The sequence below is a fragment of the Azospirillum thiophilum genome (genome assembly GCF_001305595.1).
Taxonomy (GTDB): Bacteria; Pseudomonadota; Alphaproteobacteria; order Azospirillales; family Azospirillaceae; genus Azospirillum; species Azospirillum thiophilum.
In genome coordinates this window covers 261393-277623 of sequence record NZ_CP012403.1, presented here as the reverse complement: position 1 = coordinate 277623, position 16231 = coordinate 261393, and the positions used below count along the sequence as shown (strand labels likewise).

Below are 16231 nucleotides of genomic sequence, written 5' to 3'. Positions count from 1 at the left end.
TTCCGGACACCCCTCAGACGGGGGCCGGAGCCTCCAGCATGTGCGCGGCGCGGCGCTCGATCTCGGCCAGCAGCTGGGCGGTGTCGCGCTCCATGCCGCCTTCGGCCCATTCGATGCGGCAGCCGCCGGGCGCGATCGACGGATCGCCGACCACCATCAGCTTGGCGCCGAAGCCGCGCGACCCGACCGTCCGGTCCAGATGCTCGCGCACCAGATCCATCGTATCGTCGGCCACCCGGATGACCAGCCGCGGCTCGTCGATCAGGTCGGTCAGGCAGGCGCGGACCATCCCCTCCACCTCGACCATGCCGCCGCGCCGCGCCCATTCGGGCATCAGCTTGCGGACGATGGCCAGCGCCAGATGGACCGGCTGTTCGGAGCGCGCCGCGCTGCCCGCCTCGTGCTCGGCCAGCAGGCGGGCGACCCCGTCGGCGATCTGCGACAGCGCGCCGGCGATGCGGTTGTTCACCGTCGCCTCGATCTCCGCCTTGCCGCGTTCGTAGCCGGTGTTCTGGCCGGCGCCCATGCCATCGGTGAAGCCCTTGCCGTAGCCGGCGGCCGTCCCCTCCGACTTGCCGGCGGCGAGGCCCTCGTCATAGCCCTGGGCACGGGCGGCGGCCAGCTCCTCCTCGCCGAAGATCGGCGCCGGCGGGGGCGGCGGCTCCTCCGGTTGCGGCGGCTCGTCCTCCGGCAGCAGGTCGTCCTCCTCGACATGGGTCATGCGGGGCACGGCGTCCACGTCGAAGGACTCGTCGAAGAGGAATTTGCGCACGCTCATGGCCGGTGCGCTCCCTTATGGGTGCCGAATGCGGGAATGGCGGAGGCCGGCATCGCTCAGCTCTCCTGATACAGCCAGTTGCGCAGGATCGAGACCGCCTCTTCCGGATGCTTGTCGACGATCTCGCCGACCTTGCGCAGGGAGGATGCGCGGACGCGGCCCTCGACCCGGTTGATGTCGATCATCTGCTCCAGCTCCTCGTCGGCCTGGGCCGCTTCCAGCGCCAGATCCTGGGCCAGCGCGCCGGTGGGGGCGGACAGCGCCGCCGGCATGCCGGCCTGGTCGGTCAGCAGCCGGTCCATCTCGTCCTCCTCCTGCATCTCGGCCTTCTCGAAGGCGCGGGAGATCAGCGGGCGGATGACCAGCAGGATGATCAGGACGGCGACGATGCCCAGGACGACCATCTCCGCGATGCGGAACAGGTCGTCCTTGGTCATGCCCATGAACAGCTCTTCCGGCTTCTGGATGTCGTCTTCCGGCGACCAGAAGCGCATGTTGACCACCTCCAGCGTGTCGCCGCGCACGGCGTCCATCCCGACGGCGGAGCGCACCAGCGCCTTGATGCTCTCGACTTCCTGCTCGCTGCGCGGCTGGTAGGCCGGCGGCGCGTCCTTGGACAGCTGGTAGGTGCCGTCGACCAGCACCGCGACCGACAGGCGGCGGACCTGACCGCTCTCGCGCACATGCGACTTGGTGGTCTTGGTGATCTCGTAGTTGATCGTCTCTTCGTTGCGGTTCGACTTGTTCGAGGACAGCGGGCTGGCGCTGCTGCTGGCCTGGGAGGTCGGCAGATTCTGGTCCACCGTCACCGGGGCCAGCGGGTCGCGGTCGCTGCTCTCGTTCGACTCGGCGACCGTCTGGGTCGAGCGGACGACCTGGCTTTCCGGATCGAAGATTTCCGACTGGGTGGTGATGCGGTCGAAATCGAGGTCGGCCGACACCTCCGCCCGCACCTTGCCGTAGCCGAGCGTCCGGCCCAGCAGATCCTCGATGGTGCGGGCCAGCCGGCCCTCGTAGGCCTGCTTCTTCTCCTCGGCGCTCGCCATCATGGCTTCCGCCGTGTCGCTGCCGGTGCCGCGCGCCAGCAGCTTGCCCTTGTCGTCGACGATGGAGATGCGGTTGGGGTCGAGGTTGGGCACCGAGGCGGCGATCAGCTGCTGGATCGCCTGGATGTTCTCGCGGCTCAGCTGGGCGCCGGGGCGCAGCTTCAGGAAGACGCTGGCGGTCGCCGGGTTCTGCTGGCGGGCGAACAGCTCGCGCTTGGGCAGCACCAGATGGACACGGGCCTGCTGGACGCCGTTCAGCGTCTGCACCGTGCGCGCCATCTCGCCTTCCAGCGCGCGCAGGTGGTTGATGTTCTGCATGAAGCTGGTGGCGCCGAAGCCTTCTCCCTTGTCGAACAGCTCGTAGCCGACCGAGCCGCCGGAGGGGAGTCCCTGCGCCGCCATGCGCATGCGCATCGGCCCGACCTGGTCGGCCGGCACCATGATCTTGGTGCCCGTCTTGTCGACGCTGTAGGGAACCTTCGCCTCGTCCAGCTTCTTGGCGATGGCCGCCGCCTCCGTCTGCTGGAGTTCGGCGTAGAGCAGCTCCATCTCCGGCGTGGACAGCCGGGTGGTCAGGTAGACGAAGAATCCGATCAGCAGCAGCCCGACCCCGCCGATCGCGGCGAGGCGCGCGGGTCCGAGATTGCGCAAGGTCTGCAGCAGGTTGTTCACGCGCGATCCCCGATCGGAAGTCTGTCCGGCATGCTCTCCACACGGCCTGTTTCGCGAATGCGAGACGGTTTGTGCAAGTTCCGCGCCGGGCTTTGCCTACTCTGGGGCATGCTGCGTGGTCTTGATGAACAGAGGGTTAATCGGCGGCAGAATTTGCCCAGTGCCCGGCAAAATATGCCTAGTGCCCCGCAAATATTGCAGCCCTGCAAAGGCCATGCGCGCAACCCTGGGTCACAGTGACGCAGCATTCCCCCGGCTTGAGCGCAACGGTGCGCCGAACGCGACCGCGGGCGGGGTCATGGCGCGCGATGCGCGAAACGGGTATGCCGGTATGAAGCGTCGGATGAGTCGGGTCAGGCAAGACTTGTCCAAAGGAGGTATTCGGTCGAGCGGCGGTTGACATCGACCCATGGCGGTCATAGCTGAGTTGCATTCCACACCCGCATCCGGCCGATTCGTCCGTCCCGGTGACGTCCTTCCCTGCACCGGCGCCGCTGGCGGCGTTTTCCGGAGCGACGGGGTTCCGGGCATCCCTGGCGATGGCGGGCGGACCGGGCATCGGGGGCCAGTACAGTATCGAAGGGAAAGAGCCATGAAACGGCGTGGCCGCGAGAAGAAGGAAGGCCTGAACGAGGTCGACGTGTTTGTCGGCCAACGCCTGCGCGAACTGCGCATGCTGGCCGGCCTCAGCCAGAGCGACGTCGCCTCGGCGCTGGGGCTGACCTTCCAGCAGCTTCAGAAGTACGAGCGCGGCTTCAACCGCGTGTCCTCCAGCCGGCTGTTCAAGCTCGGCCAGTTCTTCCGCGTCCCGGTCTCCGTCTTCTTCGAAGGGCTGGAGAACCGTCAGGCGGTGCCGGAGGGCGAGGTGCCGGCCGCCGGCAGGGAGGAGCCGGACAACACCCTGCAATCGCGCGAGGCGCTGATGCTGGCGCGCTATTTCCAGAGCATCCGCGATCCGCAGGTGCGTGCCGCCATCCGCGAACTGGCCGAACGCTGCGCCGAACAGTCGGATGCCGGGACCGGGACCGGGGCAGGGACCGGGGCGGCGGAGGTCCGGCGCGGCCGCGGCCGCCGGGCGGAGCAGGGCGGACACGCCTGACCACTGCTTCCGGCCACTGCTTCCGGCCACTGCTTCCGGCCACTGCTTCCGGCCACTGCTTCCGGCCACTGCTTCCGACGGCTCAGCCCGGCGTCCTGCGCTTGCGCTGGCCGTCGCCGGCCGGCGCGGCCAGATGCTTCAGCTCCTCGTAGCGTTCGAGGAACAGGGTGAATGCCCGCTCGGGACCGACCGGCACGATCCTGTCGGGATGGGGAGGCGGCAGGTGGCCGAAATCCATCCAGGCCGGCGGCAGCAGGTCGCGCAACTCGGTCGCCATGCAGACGAGGTCGGCGTGCTTGACGTCGGCGCCGTCGAGGCGGAAGCCGAAGCGCCGGGCGAGCGCCCGCTTGATCGGGTCGAGCTTCTTCTTCAGATGCTCCCGCCCGATCAGCAGCTTGACGCATGAGGCGATGTCCCCGCTGATCGCCTCGTCGAGGTCGTGGCACAGGCCGTCGAGCGCGAAGGCCGGCGGGACCAGACGTGAAACCATGACGCTGTGCTCGGCGACCGAATAGAATTCGCGGGTGGCGCCTGCCCATCGCGGCTGATAGGCCAGCGACCGCGCCACGTCGGCGATCGGCATGCCGTCGGCACAGGGATGTTCGAGATCGAACGTGAATCCCGACGCCATCAGCATGGCGGTCCGGCCGCTCGGTCGCTTGAGCAGGTCCAACTGCTGCATTTCGGTCACCTTATCCAAATCCAAAGCCGGAGCGGGGGCGGGGGCATCGGGACGGCGGGGATTGCCCGCCGGCCGGTCATCCCCCGCCGTCCCCGCCGGCGAGGTCCTGCACCAGGCGGCTGGTCGCCGTGACGGTGGTCTCCAGCAGGGGCAGCAGGGCGGCCACCTTGTCGGTGTCGGACGGGGTGTCGTTGATGGCGCGGGCGATGGCGGCCATGCGCGGCGTGCCGAAATTGGCCGCCAGTCCCGCCAGCGTATGGGCGGCCTGCTTCAACTCTCGCGGGCGTCCGGCCTGGAGCGCGGAGCGGATGGCGTGCAGTTCGCGCAGCGCGGTTTCGGGAAGCAGCTCCAGCATGCCGTCCAGCGCCTCGCCGCCCAGCGCCAGCCGAAGCTCCGTCTGCTTCACCCGGTCGATCAGCGGCAGGGCGGAGAAGCGGTTGCCGTCGGCCTCCGGGGGGCTGGGGACCGGCACCGTCCGCCCCTCGCGCGGACGGGTCGCCAGTTCGACGAGAACCGCATTCAGCTGGTCCCAGTCGATGGGCTTGGTCAGATAGGCGTCCAGCCCGGCGGCCATGTGGCCGTCGCGGTGTTCGGGCAGCGCGTCGGCGGACAGGCCGACGATGGGGATGTGCGCGGCCGGCCCATCAAACCGCCGGATCGCCCGGGCGGTGGAGCGGCCGTCCAGCACCGGCATTTCCATGTCGAGGATCAGCGCGTCGTAGCCGTCCCCCTGGACCGCGTCCCCCTGTATCGCATCCAGGGCCGCGCGCCCGTCGCTCACCGCGTCGATCCGGTGCCCCAGGCGGGTCATCATCGCGACGATCAGCATGCGGTTGATGTCGTTGTCCTCGGCCAGCAGCAGCCGCAGGGCGACGGGGCTCCGTCCATCCCCGTCCTGTACCGGCGACAAGGCGGGACGGTTGCCCAGTTCCCCGATCGGCGGCGCCTCGGCCATGCGCGTCCGGATCGAGAACCGGAAGACGGAGCCGCGGCCGGGCGCGCTGGACACTGCGATCTCGCCGCCCATCACCTCGACCAGCCGCTTGCAGATCGCCAGCCCCAGCCCGGTGCCGCCATATTTGCGGTTGGTCGAGACGTCGGCCTGGACGAAGGCGTCGAACAGGCGGGACCGCTGCTCCGCCGTCATGCCGATGCCGCTGTCCTCCACCTCGAAGCGCAGGGTGATGGGCTGCGGGCCGGGAGCCTCCGGACTCCAGGCGGCGGGCGGATCGGGCGACCACACCGCGATCTCGATGGCGCCGCGGTCGGTGAACTTGATGGCGTTCGACACCAGGTTGAACAGCACCTGCCGCAGCCGTGTCGGGTCTCCGCGGATGTGGCGCGGCGTGTCGTCGGCGATCGAGGCGGACAGGGTCAGCCCCTTGGCCGCGGCGCGCACCAGGAACAACTGCACGACATCCTCGACCAGCCGGGGCAGCGAGAAGTCGATCTCCTCCAGCGTCAACTGCCCCGCCTCGATCTTCGAGAAGTCGAGCACGTCGTTCAGGATGGTCATCAGCGTGCCGGCCGACGAGCGCAGGGTCTTCACGAAGGCCTTCTGCTGCTCGTTCAGCCCGGTGCCCATCAGCAGGTCGCCCATGCCGATCACCGCGGTCATCGGCGTGCGCAGCTCGTGGCTCATCATCGCCAGGAAGCGGGACTTGGCGCTGCTGGCATTCTCCGCGGCGACGCGGGCGGCGTCCGCCTCCTCCCGCGCGCGGTCGAGATCCTCGGCGAGCGCGAAGGTCTCCGCCGCCAGCCGGGTCAGCTTGTCCTCGGCGGCGCGCAGCTCCTGCTCCGATTTGCGGCTGCGGGTGACGTCGGCGCAGGTGCCGGCGATCCAGCGGACCCGCCCGTCCGGTCCCGGCACCGGCCGCAGCGACAGGGCGTTCCAGAAGGTGCTGCCGTCCTTGCGGTGGTTCAGCACCTCCACCGACAACGGCCGCACCTCCTCCAGCGCCGCCCGGATCGCGGTCGCGGTGCCGGGGTCGGTCTCCGGCCCTTGCAGGAAGGCGCTGTTGCGGCCGATCACCTCGTCGGCCGCATAGCCCACCATCCCCAGGAAGGCGGCGTTGCAATAGACGATGGGGTAGCCGGGGCGGGTCACGTCCATCACCGCGATCCCGGCGTCGCTGGCCTCGACCACGGCGGCGAGCATCGCCGTCTCCGGCAGGCTGCCGAAGGGGGGCAGGCTGCCGAAGGGGGGCGGGCTTTGGTCGGCGGGCGGCGGCGGGGACACGGTTGCGGGCGATCCTGGTCGGGGGATGGTTGGACTTGAAAGCAGGATAGGGCGTTGTCCAACCGAATGCCATTCCTCCCCGGCACGATCGGCGACACCCCGAAGGGGCGGATACGGAAAACCGTTAACGACTGCTCAATGGTGCGTTAAAGAAACTGTATTGGCCGGTGTCCCCGGGATGGGCTGGGGGAAGCCGGACGGAACGGAGAGCCTCATGGTGGTGGAGACAGGCGGCGGCACCCGCCGGATCCGGACGATTCACGACCTGGGTGTGCTGTTGGTCGAGGATGACGACTTCACCCGGAAGCTGATCTCCCGCCTGCTGCACGACATCAGGGTCCGCGTCGTGTTCGAGGCGGCGGACGGTGTGCAGGCGCTCGACATCCTGCGCAAGAGCGGCGAGGACGTCGACCTGGCGATCTGCGACCTGGAAATGCCGCGCATGGGCGGGCTCGACCTGCTGCACGCGCTGCGCACCGCCACCGGCAATCCGCTCGCCGACCTTCCGGTGCTGGTGCTCACCGGCCACCGCGAGGCCGATGTGGTCAAGCGCGCCATCGCGTACGGCATCTCCGGATATCTGGTGAAGCCGGTGTCGAAGGCCGACCTGATGAAGCGCCTGACCTTCGCCATGCAGAAACGGCAATAGGCATCGGCGACCGGGCCTTGCGGACGGACGGGGAAGGCGGACGTGTGCTCCCGCCGTCCTGCCCCAACCCGCGCTGGCGCTTGGCCGGTCCTTGCTGTAGAAGGGAGATCGATGCCGCCGCGACGCGAAAGGTCCATGGTTTCCTGCCATCCTTCGCCCGGCCCGCTCCGATCCCGTTTCCGGCATCGGGGAGAGCCGTGAGCAAAGACCGACCTCCCGGGTCGTCCCCCAGGTCGTACGACGCCCGTCCCCCCGGTGCGTCCCCTCCCTATGCTCGCGGCCCGGACGGCGCATCCGGCGATCCTTCAGGCACTCCTGCTTCCGGCCCTTCCGACGCGCGCGTTTCGGACCTGCTGGACGGGTTCCTGGCAAGCGGCGACGCCGCCGTGGCAGGAACCGCCGCCGCCGGCGTATCGGCGGACCGCGTCTCCCTGGGCGAGGTGATGGACACGCTGGGCGAGCGCGCCTTCGCCGCGCTGCTGCTGATCCTGTCCATTCCCAACATCCTGCCGGTTCCCGGCCTGTCGACCGCGACCGGCGTTCCGATGATCCTGATCGGCGCGCAGATGGCGGCAGGGCGGCATGCGCCCTGGCTGCCGCGCCGCATGCTGGCGGTCACCCTCGACCGCAAGGCCTTCCTCGGCGTCATCCGCCGGGCCAGGCCCTGGGCCGAACGGCTGGAGCGGCGCCTGCGCCCCCGCCTGCCGGCGTTGAGCGGCCCCGCCGCCGAGCGGCTGCTCGGGCTGGCGGTGATGCTGCTGGCCGGGATCCTGGCCCTTCCCATCATGTTCGGAAACCAGCCGCCGGCCCTGGCGATCGCCCTGATCGCGCTGGGGCTGATGGAATCCGACGGCGTCTTCGTGTCGGCCGGCCTTATCGCCGGCCTTCTGTCCATCGCCATCATCGCCGCAATCCTGCTCGGTATCGGGCAGGCTGCGGTCGCGGTGGCGCAACAATTGATCGGTTGAGGGAGCGCCCTTTGGGCATACCGCCATGATCTGGGAACTTTTGGTCATCGTCCTGCTGATCCTGCTCAACGCCTTCTTCGCGATGTCGGAGATGGCGCTGGTGTCGGCCCGCCGGGCCCGGCTGCAACAGATGGCCGAGGAGAGGGGGGGGATCGGCGCCCGCATCGCGCTGGAGCTGACGGAGAATCCGAGCCGCTTCCTGTCGACCGTGCAGGTCGGCATCAGCCTGACCGGCATCATCGCCGGCGCCTATGGCGGCTCCACCCTGGCGGAACGGCTGGGCGGCGTGCTGAACGAGCAGGCCGCGTGGATCGCCCCCTACGGCCACACCGTCGCCTTCGCGCTGGTGGTCGCCGCCATCACCTATTTCTCGCTGATCATCGGCGAGCTGGTGCCCAAGCGCGTGGCGCTGATCTCATCGGAGCGGATCGCGGTGCTGGTCGCCGCGCCGATGCGCACGGTGTCGCGCCTGTCGGCCCCGGTGGTCTGGGTGCTCGGCGTGTCGAGCGACGCGGTGCTGAAGCTGCTGCGGCTGCCGACCTCGCGCGAGCAGACGGTGACGGAGGAGGAGGTCAAGACCCTGATCGCCGAAGGCACCCAGAGCGGCGTCTTCGAGCCGGCCGAGCGCCAGATGATCGAGGGCGTGATGCATCTGTCCGACCGGACGGTGCGCTCGATCATGACCCCGCGCCCGGACCTGATCTGGCTGGACATCGACGACAGCCCGGAGACGGTCGGCCTCGAGATCCGCGAGAGCGGCTATTCCCGCTTCCCGGTCTGCCGCGGCGACGTCGACGAGCTTCAGGGCGTCGTGGCGGCCAAGGCGCTGCTCGACCAGTCGCTGAAGGGCATCGCCTTCGATCTGCGGACCGCCATGGTCCAGCCGCTGGTCGTCCATGACGGCACGCCGGTCTTCCGCCTGCTGGAGCTGTTCAAGCAGGCCAGCGTCCACATGGCGATCGTGGTCGACGAATATGGCAGCGTCGAGGGGCTGGTCACCATGACCGACATCCTGGAGGCCATCGCCGGCGAGATGCCCGACAGCAGCCACGAGAACGAGGCCGGCGCCGTCCAGCGCGAGGACGGCAGCTGGCTGGTCGACGGCATGACCCCGGTGGAGGAGGTCGAGGCGCTGGTCGGCGTCAAGAACCTGAAGGGCGAGGGCGATTTCCACACCATCGCCGGCTTCCTGCTCGACCATTTCGGCCACATCCCGGCGCCGGCCGAACATTTCCATTGGAACGGCATCCGCTTCGAGGTGGTCGACATGGACGGCCGCCGCATCGACAAGGTGCTGATCCAGCTGAACCCGGAGGTTTCCGAGGGTTAGCCGGTCCCGAATGCCCATTGCCCCCTCCCCGGCTCTCCCCCTCTTCGAGGGAGAGGGTGCCTTCCGCAAAGCGGTGGCAGTCCCCTCTCCCTCGAAGAGGGGGAGGGTTAGGGAGGGGGCATCGGTTGAGGGGGCATCGGTTGAGGGAGCGTCGGGGAGGAGATACGAACGGCTCCCCTCAATGCAACGCCGCCCGCGCCGCGCCGGCCGCTCCGAACGCCGCGGCCTCGCCGGTATTCGTCCTCCGCACCGCCTCGACCAGATCGCGCACCTCTTCGGTCAGGTCGTCCGCGTTCCAGCCATGGCCGTCGGCGCCGGCCACCACCAGCAGGTGCAGGGTGGTGCGCATCAGGACGCCGGCCTCCCAGCCGTTGGCGCGCTCCGCCTCGCGGACCATCTGCAACAGACCGGTTGCGCAGTTCAGAACCTCGGGGTCGACCTTCATCGGGCGCTCCTCCCCGCCCGCAGGGCGAGATTCGTTGGTCTTGCCAACAATAATCGGAATGCCACCTTGGTCTGTCAAATGCATCCTTGGCCAGTGAGGGGAAGACCTAAGTGCCGTCAGACTTCACCTGTCGCTCCGTTCAATCCTCCAGCGGCGGCAGGCGGGCGACGAAACGGCCCTTGACCCCCTGCGGCCATTGCTTGAACGGAACGAGTCCGTCCGGGGTGGCGGCATAGGCGCGCAGATAGGCGGTCAGCGTTTCCACCGCCTCCTCGTCGGCGGCCATGTCGCCCAGCACATAGCTCATCCGGCTGGCCGAGCGCACGGCGACGGCGCAGGGCCGGCGGCAGCTCATCAGGCAGCGCAGCGGCCGCAGCCGGACCTGCGCCGCGAGATCGGGAGCGCCGGCCAGCGCCCGTTCCATCAGCGCCAGCAGCTCGGCCCCCGGCCGCACCGCCTCGGGCGGGTCGTCGGGGCGGCGGCAGGTCTCACAGACGACAAGCTCGACGGTCATGATTTCGCTTTCGCAACGATGAGGCGGGCCGGGAGGCGCGGCAGATTCCCGGCAAGCCGGGCCATGCAGAGCTAGAGGCGGGGCGGCGGGCTGTCAACCGGCCGCTTGCGGCTCTGCCGGTCAGCCGCTTGCGGCTTGCCAACGGCCGCCAAACTCCCGACGATGCGGTCGGCCGGGGAATGGCGGCAGACCGGGCGGAAGACGGGGAGCGGGGATGGACGGGAGCGGCGGCGTCACCAACGGCATTGCCGGGAACAGACGGGCATGACCGCGCGGCAACGCATCGTCCGTGAGCGCCGGCAATACAACCAGCTCGCCGCCGACCAGACGATGGAGGATTACGCGCTCCGCTACACCGCGGAGCGGGCGCGGCGCTGGAGCGCCTGGCGCGTCGCCAACACCGCGCTCGGCGCCATCTCCTTCCTCGCCTGCGAGGCGATCGGGGCGGCGGTGACGCTGACCTACGGCTTCGAGAACGCCATGGCGGCGATCCTGGCGGTGGCCCTGCTCAGCATCCTGGTCGGGCTGCCGATCACCTACCATGCGGCCAAGGCCGGGGTGGACATCGACCTGCTGGCCCGCGGGGCCGGCTTCGGCTATCTCGGATCCACCATCACCTCGCTGGTCTACGCCTCCTTCACCTTCCTGCTGTTCTCGATCGAGGCCAGCATCATGTCGGCCGGGCTGACCATGGTGCTCGGCATCCCGGCGTCGGTCGCCCATGTCATCAGCTCGCTGGCGGTGATTCCCATTGCCATCTACGGCATCCGCGTCATCAGCCGCATGCAATGGCTGACGCAGCCGGTGTGGATCCTGCTGCAATGCGTGCCGCTGGCCTATTTCTTCCTGCTCGACCGCGAGACGCTGGCGGAATGGATGTCGCTGCCGGGCATCTACGGGCCGGACGGCGGGCTGGCGCTGCTGCCCTTCGGCATGGCGGCGTCGGTGCTGCTGTCGCTGCTGCCGCAGATCGGCGAGCAGGTCGACTATCTGCGCTTCCTCCCCTCGCAGGCCCGCATCGGCCGGCTGCGCTGGTGGGCGGCGATGCTGGCCGGCGGGCCGGGCTGGGTGCTGATCGGCAGCCTGAAGCTGGCGGCGGGCTCGCTGCTGGCCTTCCTCGCCATCCGGCACGGGCTGCCGGCGGCGGACGCGGTGCAGCCCAACATCATGTACCACGTCGCCTTCCTCGACGTCTTCGGCTCGCCCGCCGCGGCGCTGGCGCTGACCGGCATCTTCGTCGTGGTCTGCCAGATGAAGATCAACGTCACCAACGCCTATGCCGGCTCCATCGCCTGGTCCAACTTCTTCTCCCGCCTGACCCGCAGCCACCCCGGCCGCGTCGTCTGGCTGGTGTTCAACGTGCTGCTGGCGCTGCTGCTGATGGAGATCGGCATCCTCGGCGTGATCGAGAGCATCCTCGGCCTCTACGCCAACGTCGCGGTGGGATGGCTGGGGGCGGTCGCCGCCGACCTCGCCGTCAACAAGCCGCTGGGCTTCAGCCCGCCGGGGATCGAGTTCAAGCGCGCCCATCTCTACGACATCAACCCGGTGGGGACGGGGGCGATGGCGCTGTCGGTGCTGTGCTCCACCACCGCCTTCTTCGGGCTGCTGGGGCCGGTGGCGCAGGCGCTGGCGCCCTTCATCGGGCTGGTGGTCGCCTTCGCCGCGGCGCCGCTGATCGCCTGGCGGACCGGGGGCCGCTACTACATCGCCCGCCGCTCGCCCGAGCTGCCGGCGGGCGAGGCGGAGCTGCGCTGCTCGATCTGCGAGAACCGGTTCGAGCGGCAGGACATGGCCTTCTGCCCGGCCTACGACGCGCCGATCTGCTCGCTCTGCTGCACGCTGGAGGCGCGCTGCCACGATCTGTGCAAGACCGACAGCCGCTTCGCCGACCAGATCGCCCACAGCCTGCAACGGGTGCTGCCCCGGCGGATCGCCGCCGGGGTGCACACCCGGACCGGCCATTTCATCGGGGTGATGACGCTGTTCTCGCTGGTGCTGGGCGGGGTGCTGGTCGTCATCGACTTCCAATACGCCAATGCCGACGCGGCGGAGCGGGCGGCGATCCACACCGCGCTGGTCGCGGTGTTCGTCTGCCTGTTCATCCTGTCCGGCGTCGCCGCCTGGCTGCTGGTGCTGGCCCATGAGAGCCGCCGCAAGGCGGAGGAGGAGAGCGGGCGCCAGACCGCCATGCTGATGGACGAGATCGCCGCGCATGAGCGCACCGACGCCGCGCTGCAGAAGGCCAAGGAGGTGGCGGAGGCCGCCAACGCCGCCAAGAGCCGCTACATCATCGGCGTCAGCCACGAGATCCGGGCGCCGCTGAACGCGATCTCCGGCTATGCCCAACTGCTGGAGAGCAACAGCACCCAGCGCCCGCAGGACGCCGTCCGCGTCATCCGCCGCAGCGCCGAGCATCTGTCGAACCTGATCGACGGGCTGCTGGACATCTCCAAGATCGAATCGGGGCTGCGCCGGCTCAGCCGCGACAAGGTGCAGCTGATCGACTTCCTCGACCAGCTGGCCGACATGTTCCGCATCCAGGCCTCGGCCAAGGGGCTGGAATTCCGCTATGGCCGGGTGCCGCACCTGCCGGCCTGGGTCCACACCGACAGCAAGATCCTGCGCCAGATCCTGATCAACCTGCTGTCCAACGCGGTCAAATACACCGAGGCCGGGCATGTCGCCCTGAGTGTCCGCTACCGCAGCCAGGTCGCCGAGTTCGAGATCGTCGATACCGGCATCGGCATCCGGGCGGAGGATCTCGACCGCGTCTTCGAACCGTTCGAGCGCGGGCGCGGCGCCGCGGTGCGGGCGGTGGCGGGGACCGGCCTGGGGCTGACCATCACCCGGGTGCTGACCCGGATCATGGGCGGCGACATCGCGGTGCGCAGCACGCCGGGGCAGGGCAGCGTCTTCACCGTGCGGCTGCTGCTGTCGGAGGCGGCGCAGCGGCCGGGCGAGCTGGCGGAGCGCCGGGCGGTCTCCGGCTATGCCGGGCCGCCGATCACCATCCTGCTGGCCGACGACGACCGCGACCATCTGGCGCTGATGACCGACATCCTGCGGCCGCTGGGCTTCGTGCTGTTCACCGCGTCGGACGCCGCCGGCTGCCTGGAGTTGGCGGCGCAATGCAAGCCCGACCTCGCCATGCTCGACATCTCGATGCCGGGGGAAAGCGGCTGGGACGTGGCCGAGGGCTTGCGGCGGCAGTTCGGCGACCGCATCCGCATCCTGATGGTCTCGGCCAACGCCTACGAGGCGCAGGGGCCGGGCGACGGCCGGGCGCCACACGACGCCTTCGTCGCCAAGCCGATCGAGATCCACGCCCTGCTCGACCGGGTCCAGGCGCTGACCGGGCTGGAATGGATCCATGCGGCGGAGCCAGCCGCCCCCGTCTCCGCCCCCGTCTCCGCCCCCGTCTCCGCCCTTGCCCCGGAGCCAGCCCCGGTCCCCGCCGCCATGCCGTCCGCCGTCCAGCCTGCGGAAAGCGTCCAGCCTGCGGAAAAACCGCCGGAATCGGTTCTGCGTCATCTCGACGACCTGCGCCGGCTCGGCCGGATCGGCTACATTCGGGGGATCGAGGCCAAGCTGGGCGAGATCGAGGCGGAGGATGCCGGCGCCTCGGCCTTCGTCGAGCGGCTGCGTGCGCTGTTGCGGGCCTTCGACCTGAAAGGATACAGGCATGCGGTGGAGACGGCCGCGGCGGCGCGCCAACCGGCGGCTGCTGGAGATGGTGGCGGAAACGGGGATGGCGATGGGAATGGGATTCGCGATGGGGTTGGGGACGGGGCCGTGACGGGATGAAGCGCCGCGACATGATCCTGGTGGTGGACGACACCCCCGACACGCTGGGATTCCTGACGGAGGCCATCGAACAGGCCGACCTGACCGTGCTGGTCGCCATCGACGGCGAAAGCGCGCTGGAGCTGCTCGGCCAGATCACGCCGGACCTGATCCTGATGGACGCGATCATGCCGGGGCTCGACGGCTTCGAGACCTGCCGGCGGCTGAAGCAGATCCCCCACCTGTCGCACCTCCCCGTCATCTTCATGACCGGCCTCAGCGACACCGAGCATGTGGTCAAGGGGCTGGAGGCCGGCGGCGTCGATTACGTCACCAAGCCGATCGTGGTCGACCAGCTGATCGCCCGCATCCGGGTCCACCTGACCAATGCCCGCGTCGCCTACGGTGCCCGTGCCGCGCTGGACGCCACCGGCCGATTCCTGCTGGCCGCCGACGGCGAGGGGCGGCTGCTGTGGTGTACGCCGCAGGCCGAACGGCTGCTCGGCTGCCTGATGCCCGGCCCGGACGGGTCGCGCCCGGCTGTCGCCGCCACCCTGGCGGAGGGGCTGACCCGCCTGCGCCGGGCGCCCCCCGGAGCGACCGAGAGCTTCGCGCTGGAGGTGCCGGACGGGGACGCGGCAAGGCGGTTGGACTTCTCCTATCTCAGCCCGGCCGGCTCGGACGAATATCTGTTCCGCCTGAGCGAGCCGACCGCCGGCCGGCAGGAGGCGATCCTGCGCGACGTGCTGGGCCTGACCGCGCGCGAGGCGGAGGTGCTGCTGTGGATCGCCAACGGCAAGCCGAACCGCGACATCGGCGAGATCCTGGGCATCAGCCCGCGCACGGTGAACAAGCATCTGGAACAGGTCTTCACCAAGCTGGGCGTGGAGAACCGCGCCTCGGCCGCGGCGCTGGCGATCCGGACGCTCGCAGTGCGGGCATGACGCCGCCGCCGGCAACTTGACGCTTGTATCGGCCCGATTGCCTGTGAAGTATTCCTTCGAATTACGGTCGGAGGAAATGATGAAGCTGTTTCATGGCGAAGTGATCTCGACGGAGTATCAGGGGAAGCGCAAGGAAATGGTTTCCTGGATCGTCGATGTGCTCAATTGTACCGAAACCAATGCCGGCCAATGCTTGAACGACGTCGAGGGCCATGACGGAACCTCGGTGGGCGGCGGATCGGGCGTCACCGCGCTGACGGTCCAGGCCGGCGGCAAGACCTGCGAGGTGTTCCACCATTCGGCCGGCAAGCCCGGCACCGAGAAGACGGCGACGGTCTTCTGGATCCAGTACCCGACGGGCCTCGCGAAGGTGGTCGGCCTCGCCAAGCACCAGACCGCGACCACCTATCAGTTCCTGTGGCTGGCCGGTGCCGGCTTCGCATTCAACAGCGCCAAGAAGCCGACGCTGGGCAGCACCATCAACCCGTTCTGACGCCGCCGGCCTCCCTCCCGGGCCAGCTTCGCCGGGTCAGACCGGAACGGTGCGTGTCGCCACGATGTGGGCCATGGTGCAGGTCATCACCGGCTCGCCATGCTGGTTCAGCGTGGTGTAGGCCATCCGCACCGTGCCGCGGTCGCCGCGGCGGGACGCCCTGGTCTCCACCACCTCCACCCGGACGCGGATGCTGTCGCCGGGGCGGACCGGCTTCAGCCAGCGCAGTTCGTCCATGCCGGAGCCGCCCAGGCTGGTGCCGGTGACGATCCCGGTGTCGCGCAACAGCCGGAAGGTCAGCGACAGGGTGTGGAAGCCGCTGGCGATCAGCCCCTGGAACGGGCCGTCCGCGGCGGCGGCCACATCGATGTGGAAGGGCTGCGGGTCGAACCGCAGGCCGAAATCGATGATCTGGCTCTCCGTCAGGGTCGCCCCTTCCGACAGGATCACGTCGCCGATGTGGAAATCCTCGAAATGGCGGCCTCGCATCGTCCCTTCTCTCCCCGGTGGTTTCCTGATCGCCCCGGCAGAGTAGCCCGCCGCAGCGGGATGGCGAAGGCGTTCCTGAGCCGGTGGACGCCACCAA

14 protein-coding genes are annotated in these 16231 nt (G+C 69.4%); 7 read left to right on the top strand and 7 right to left on the bottom strand.

All coding sequences use genetic code 11. From position 1 onward, the window contains the following. Positions 1 to 13: 13 nt before the first annotated feature. Both AL072_RS20460 and fliF read right to left on the bottom strand, forming a co-directional pair. On the bottom strand, positions 14 to 778 hold the full coding sequence (locus AL072_RS20460; RefSeq protein ID WP_045584087.1) for a FliH/SctL family protein: 765 nt from the start codon (positions 776 to 778) through the stop codon (positions 14 to 16). Between the two features lie 56 nt (positions 779 to 834). Continuing rightward, positions 835 to 2496 (bottom strand): flagellar basal-body MS-ring/collar protein FliF, encoded by a 1662-nt coding sequence (fliF, locus tag AL072_RS20455; protein ID WP_045584086.1) that lies wholly within the window; start codon positions 2494 to 2496, stop codon positions 835 to 837. Positions 2497 to 3088: 592 nt separating this feature from the next. Here fliF and AL072_RS20450 point away from each other — a divergent pair. Further along, complete coding sequence (locus AL072_RS20450; RefSeq protein ID WP_045584085.1) at positions 3089 to 3595, top strand: helix-turn-helix domain-containing protein; 507 nt, start codon at positions 3089 to 3091, stop codon at positions 3593 to 3595. 82 nt (positions 3596 to 3677) lie between these two features. Here the strand turns inward: AL072_RS20450 and AL072_RS20445 are convergent, their stop codons facing one another. Together AL072_RS20445 and AL072_RS20440 are read right to left on the bottom strand one after the other, a co-directional pair. Next, a complete protein-coding gene (locus AL072_RS20445; protein ID WP_045584084.1) occupies positions 3678 to 4277 on the bottom strand; it encodes a hydrolase in 600 nt (199 codons plus the stop codon). A gap of 76 nt (positions 4278 to 4353) precedes the next feature. Next, complete coding sequence (locus tag AL072_RS20440) at positions 4354 to 6516, bottom strand: ATP-binding protein (protein ID WP_245636952.1); 2163 nt, start codon at positions 6514 to 6516, stop codon at positions 4354 to 4356. Positions 6517 to 6730: 214 nt separating this feature from the next. Between AL072_RS20440 and AL072_RS20435 the strand changes: the two genes are divergently transcribed. From AL072_RS20435 to AL072_RS20425, 3 genes are all read left to right on the top strand, one after another. Beyond that, entirely contained in the window at positions 6731 to 7165 is a 435-nt protein-coding gene (locus AL072_RS20435; RefSeq protein ID WP_045584083.1) for a response regulator, read from the top strand. 386 nt (positions 7166 to 7551) lie between these two features. Then, a complete protein-coding gene (locus AL072_RS20430; RefSeq protein WP_245636951.1) occupies positions 7552 to 8133 on the top strand; it encodes an exopolysaccharide biosynthesis protein in 582 nt (193 codons plus the stop codon). A 25-nt stretch (positions 8134 to 8158) separates the two neighbouring features. Further along, positions 8159 to 9463, top strand: coding sequence for a hemolysin family protein (locus AL072_RS20425; protein ID WP_045584082.1), 1305 nt, complete (start codon positions 8159 to 8161; stop codon positions 9461 to 9463). Between the two features lie 178 nt (positions 9464 to 9641). Here the strand turns inward: AL072_RS20425 and AL072_RS20420 are convergent, their stop codons facing one another. Then, positions 9642 to 9908, bottom strand: a complete 267-nt coding sequence (locus tag AL072_RS20420; protein ID WP_045584081.1) for a hypothetical protein — start codon at positions 9906 to 9908, stop codon at positions 9642 to 9644. Positions 9909 to 10047: 139 nt separating this feature from the next. Next, positions 10048 to 10422 carry a DUF1636 domain-containing protein gene (locus tag AL072_RS20415; RefSeq protein ID WP_045584080.1) on the bottom strand — a complete coding sequence of 125 codons (375 nt, stop codon included), beginning with the start codon at positions 10420 to 10422 and terminating at the stop codon, positions 10048 to 10050. 264 nt (positions 10423 to 10686) lie between these two features. Between AL072_RS20415 and AL072_RS20410 the strand changes: the two genes are divergently transcribed. The 3 genes from AL072_RS20410 (at position 10687) to AL072_RS20400 (ending at position 15645) form a co-directional block, all read left to right on the top strand. Continuing rightward, on the top strand, positions 10687 to 14229 hold the full coding sequence (locus AL072_RS20410; protein WP_245636950.1) for a hybrid sensor histidine kinase/response regulator: 3543 nt from the start codon (positions 10687 to 10689) through the stop codon (positions 14227 to 14229). Next, positions 14226 to 15152 (top strand): response regulator transcription factor, encoded by a 927-nt coding sequence (locus tag AL072_RS20405; RefSeq protein ID WP_045584079.1) that lies wholly within the window; start codon positions 14226 to 14228, stop codon positions 15150 to 15152. Before AL072_RS20410 ends, AL072_RS20405 begins: the two co-directional genes overlap by 4 nt. Positions 15153 to 15228: 76 nt before the next feature. After that, entirely contained in the window at positions 15229 to 15645 is a 417-nt protein-coding gene (locus AL072_RS20400; RefSeq protein WP_144428319.1) for a hypothetical protein, read from the top strand. Between the two features lie 36 nt (positions 15646 to 15681). On the opposite strand, the gene AL072_RS20395 is transcribed toward AL072_RS20400, so the two are convergent. Beyond that, positions 15682 to 16134, bottom strand: a complete 453-nt coding sequence (locus AL072_RS20395) for a MaoC family dehydratase (protein WP_045584077.1) — start codon at positions 16132 to 16134, stop codon at positions 15682 to 15684. Positions 16135 to 16231 lie beyond the last annotated feature (97 nt).

Bases quoted from the DNA above. Each gene is read 5' to 3' on its own strand.
- AL072_RS20460 (WP_045584087.1), bottom strand. From the start codon at position 778: ATGAGCGTGCGCAAATTCCTCTTCGACGAGTCCTTCGACGTGGACGCC.
- AL072_RS20450 (WP_045584085.1), top strand. From the start codon at position 3,089: ATGAAACGGCGTGGCCGCGAGAAGAAGGAAGGCCTGAACGAGGTCGAC.
- AL072_RS20445 (WP_045584084.1), bottom strand. From the start codon at position 4,277: ATGCAGCAGTTGGACCTGCTCAAGCGACCGAGCGGCCGGACCGCCATG.
- AL072_RS20435 (WP_045584083.1), top strand. From the start codon at position 6,731: ATGGTGGTGGAGACAGGCGGCGGCACCCGCCGGATCCGGACGATTCAC.
- AL072_RS20425 (WP_045584082.1), top strand. From the start codon at position 8,159: ATGATCTGGGAACTTTTGGTCATCGTCCTGCTGATCCTGCTCAACGCC.
- AL072_RS20420 (WP_045584081.1), bottom strand. From the start codon at position 9,908: ATGAAGGTCGACCCCGAGGTTCTGAACTGCGCAACCGGTCTGTTGCAG.
- AL072_RS20415 (WP_045584080.1), bottom strand. From the start codon at position 10,422: ATGACCGTCGAGCTTGTCGTCTGTGAGACCTGCCGCCGCCCCGACGAC.
- AL072_RS20410 (WP_245636950.1), top strand. From the start codon at position 10,687: ATGACCGCGCGGCAACGCATCGTCCGTGAGCGCCGGCAATACAACCAG.
- AL072_RS20405 (WP_045584079.1), top strand. From the start codon at position 14,226: ATGAAGCGCCGCGACATGATCCTGGTGGTGGACGACACCCCCGACACG.
- AL072_RS20400 (WP_144428319.1), top strand. From the start codon at position 15,229: ATGATGAAGCTGTTTCATGGCGAAGTGATCTCGACGGAGTATCAGGGG.
- AL072_RS20395 (WP_045584077.1), bottom strand. From the start codon at position 16,134: ATGCGAGGCCGCCATTTCGAGGATTTCCACATCGGCGACGTGATCCTG.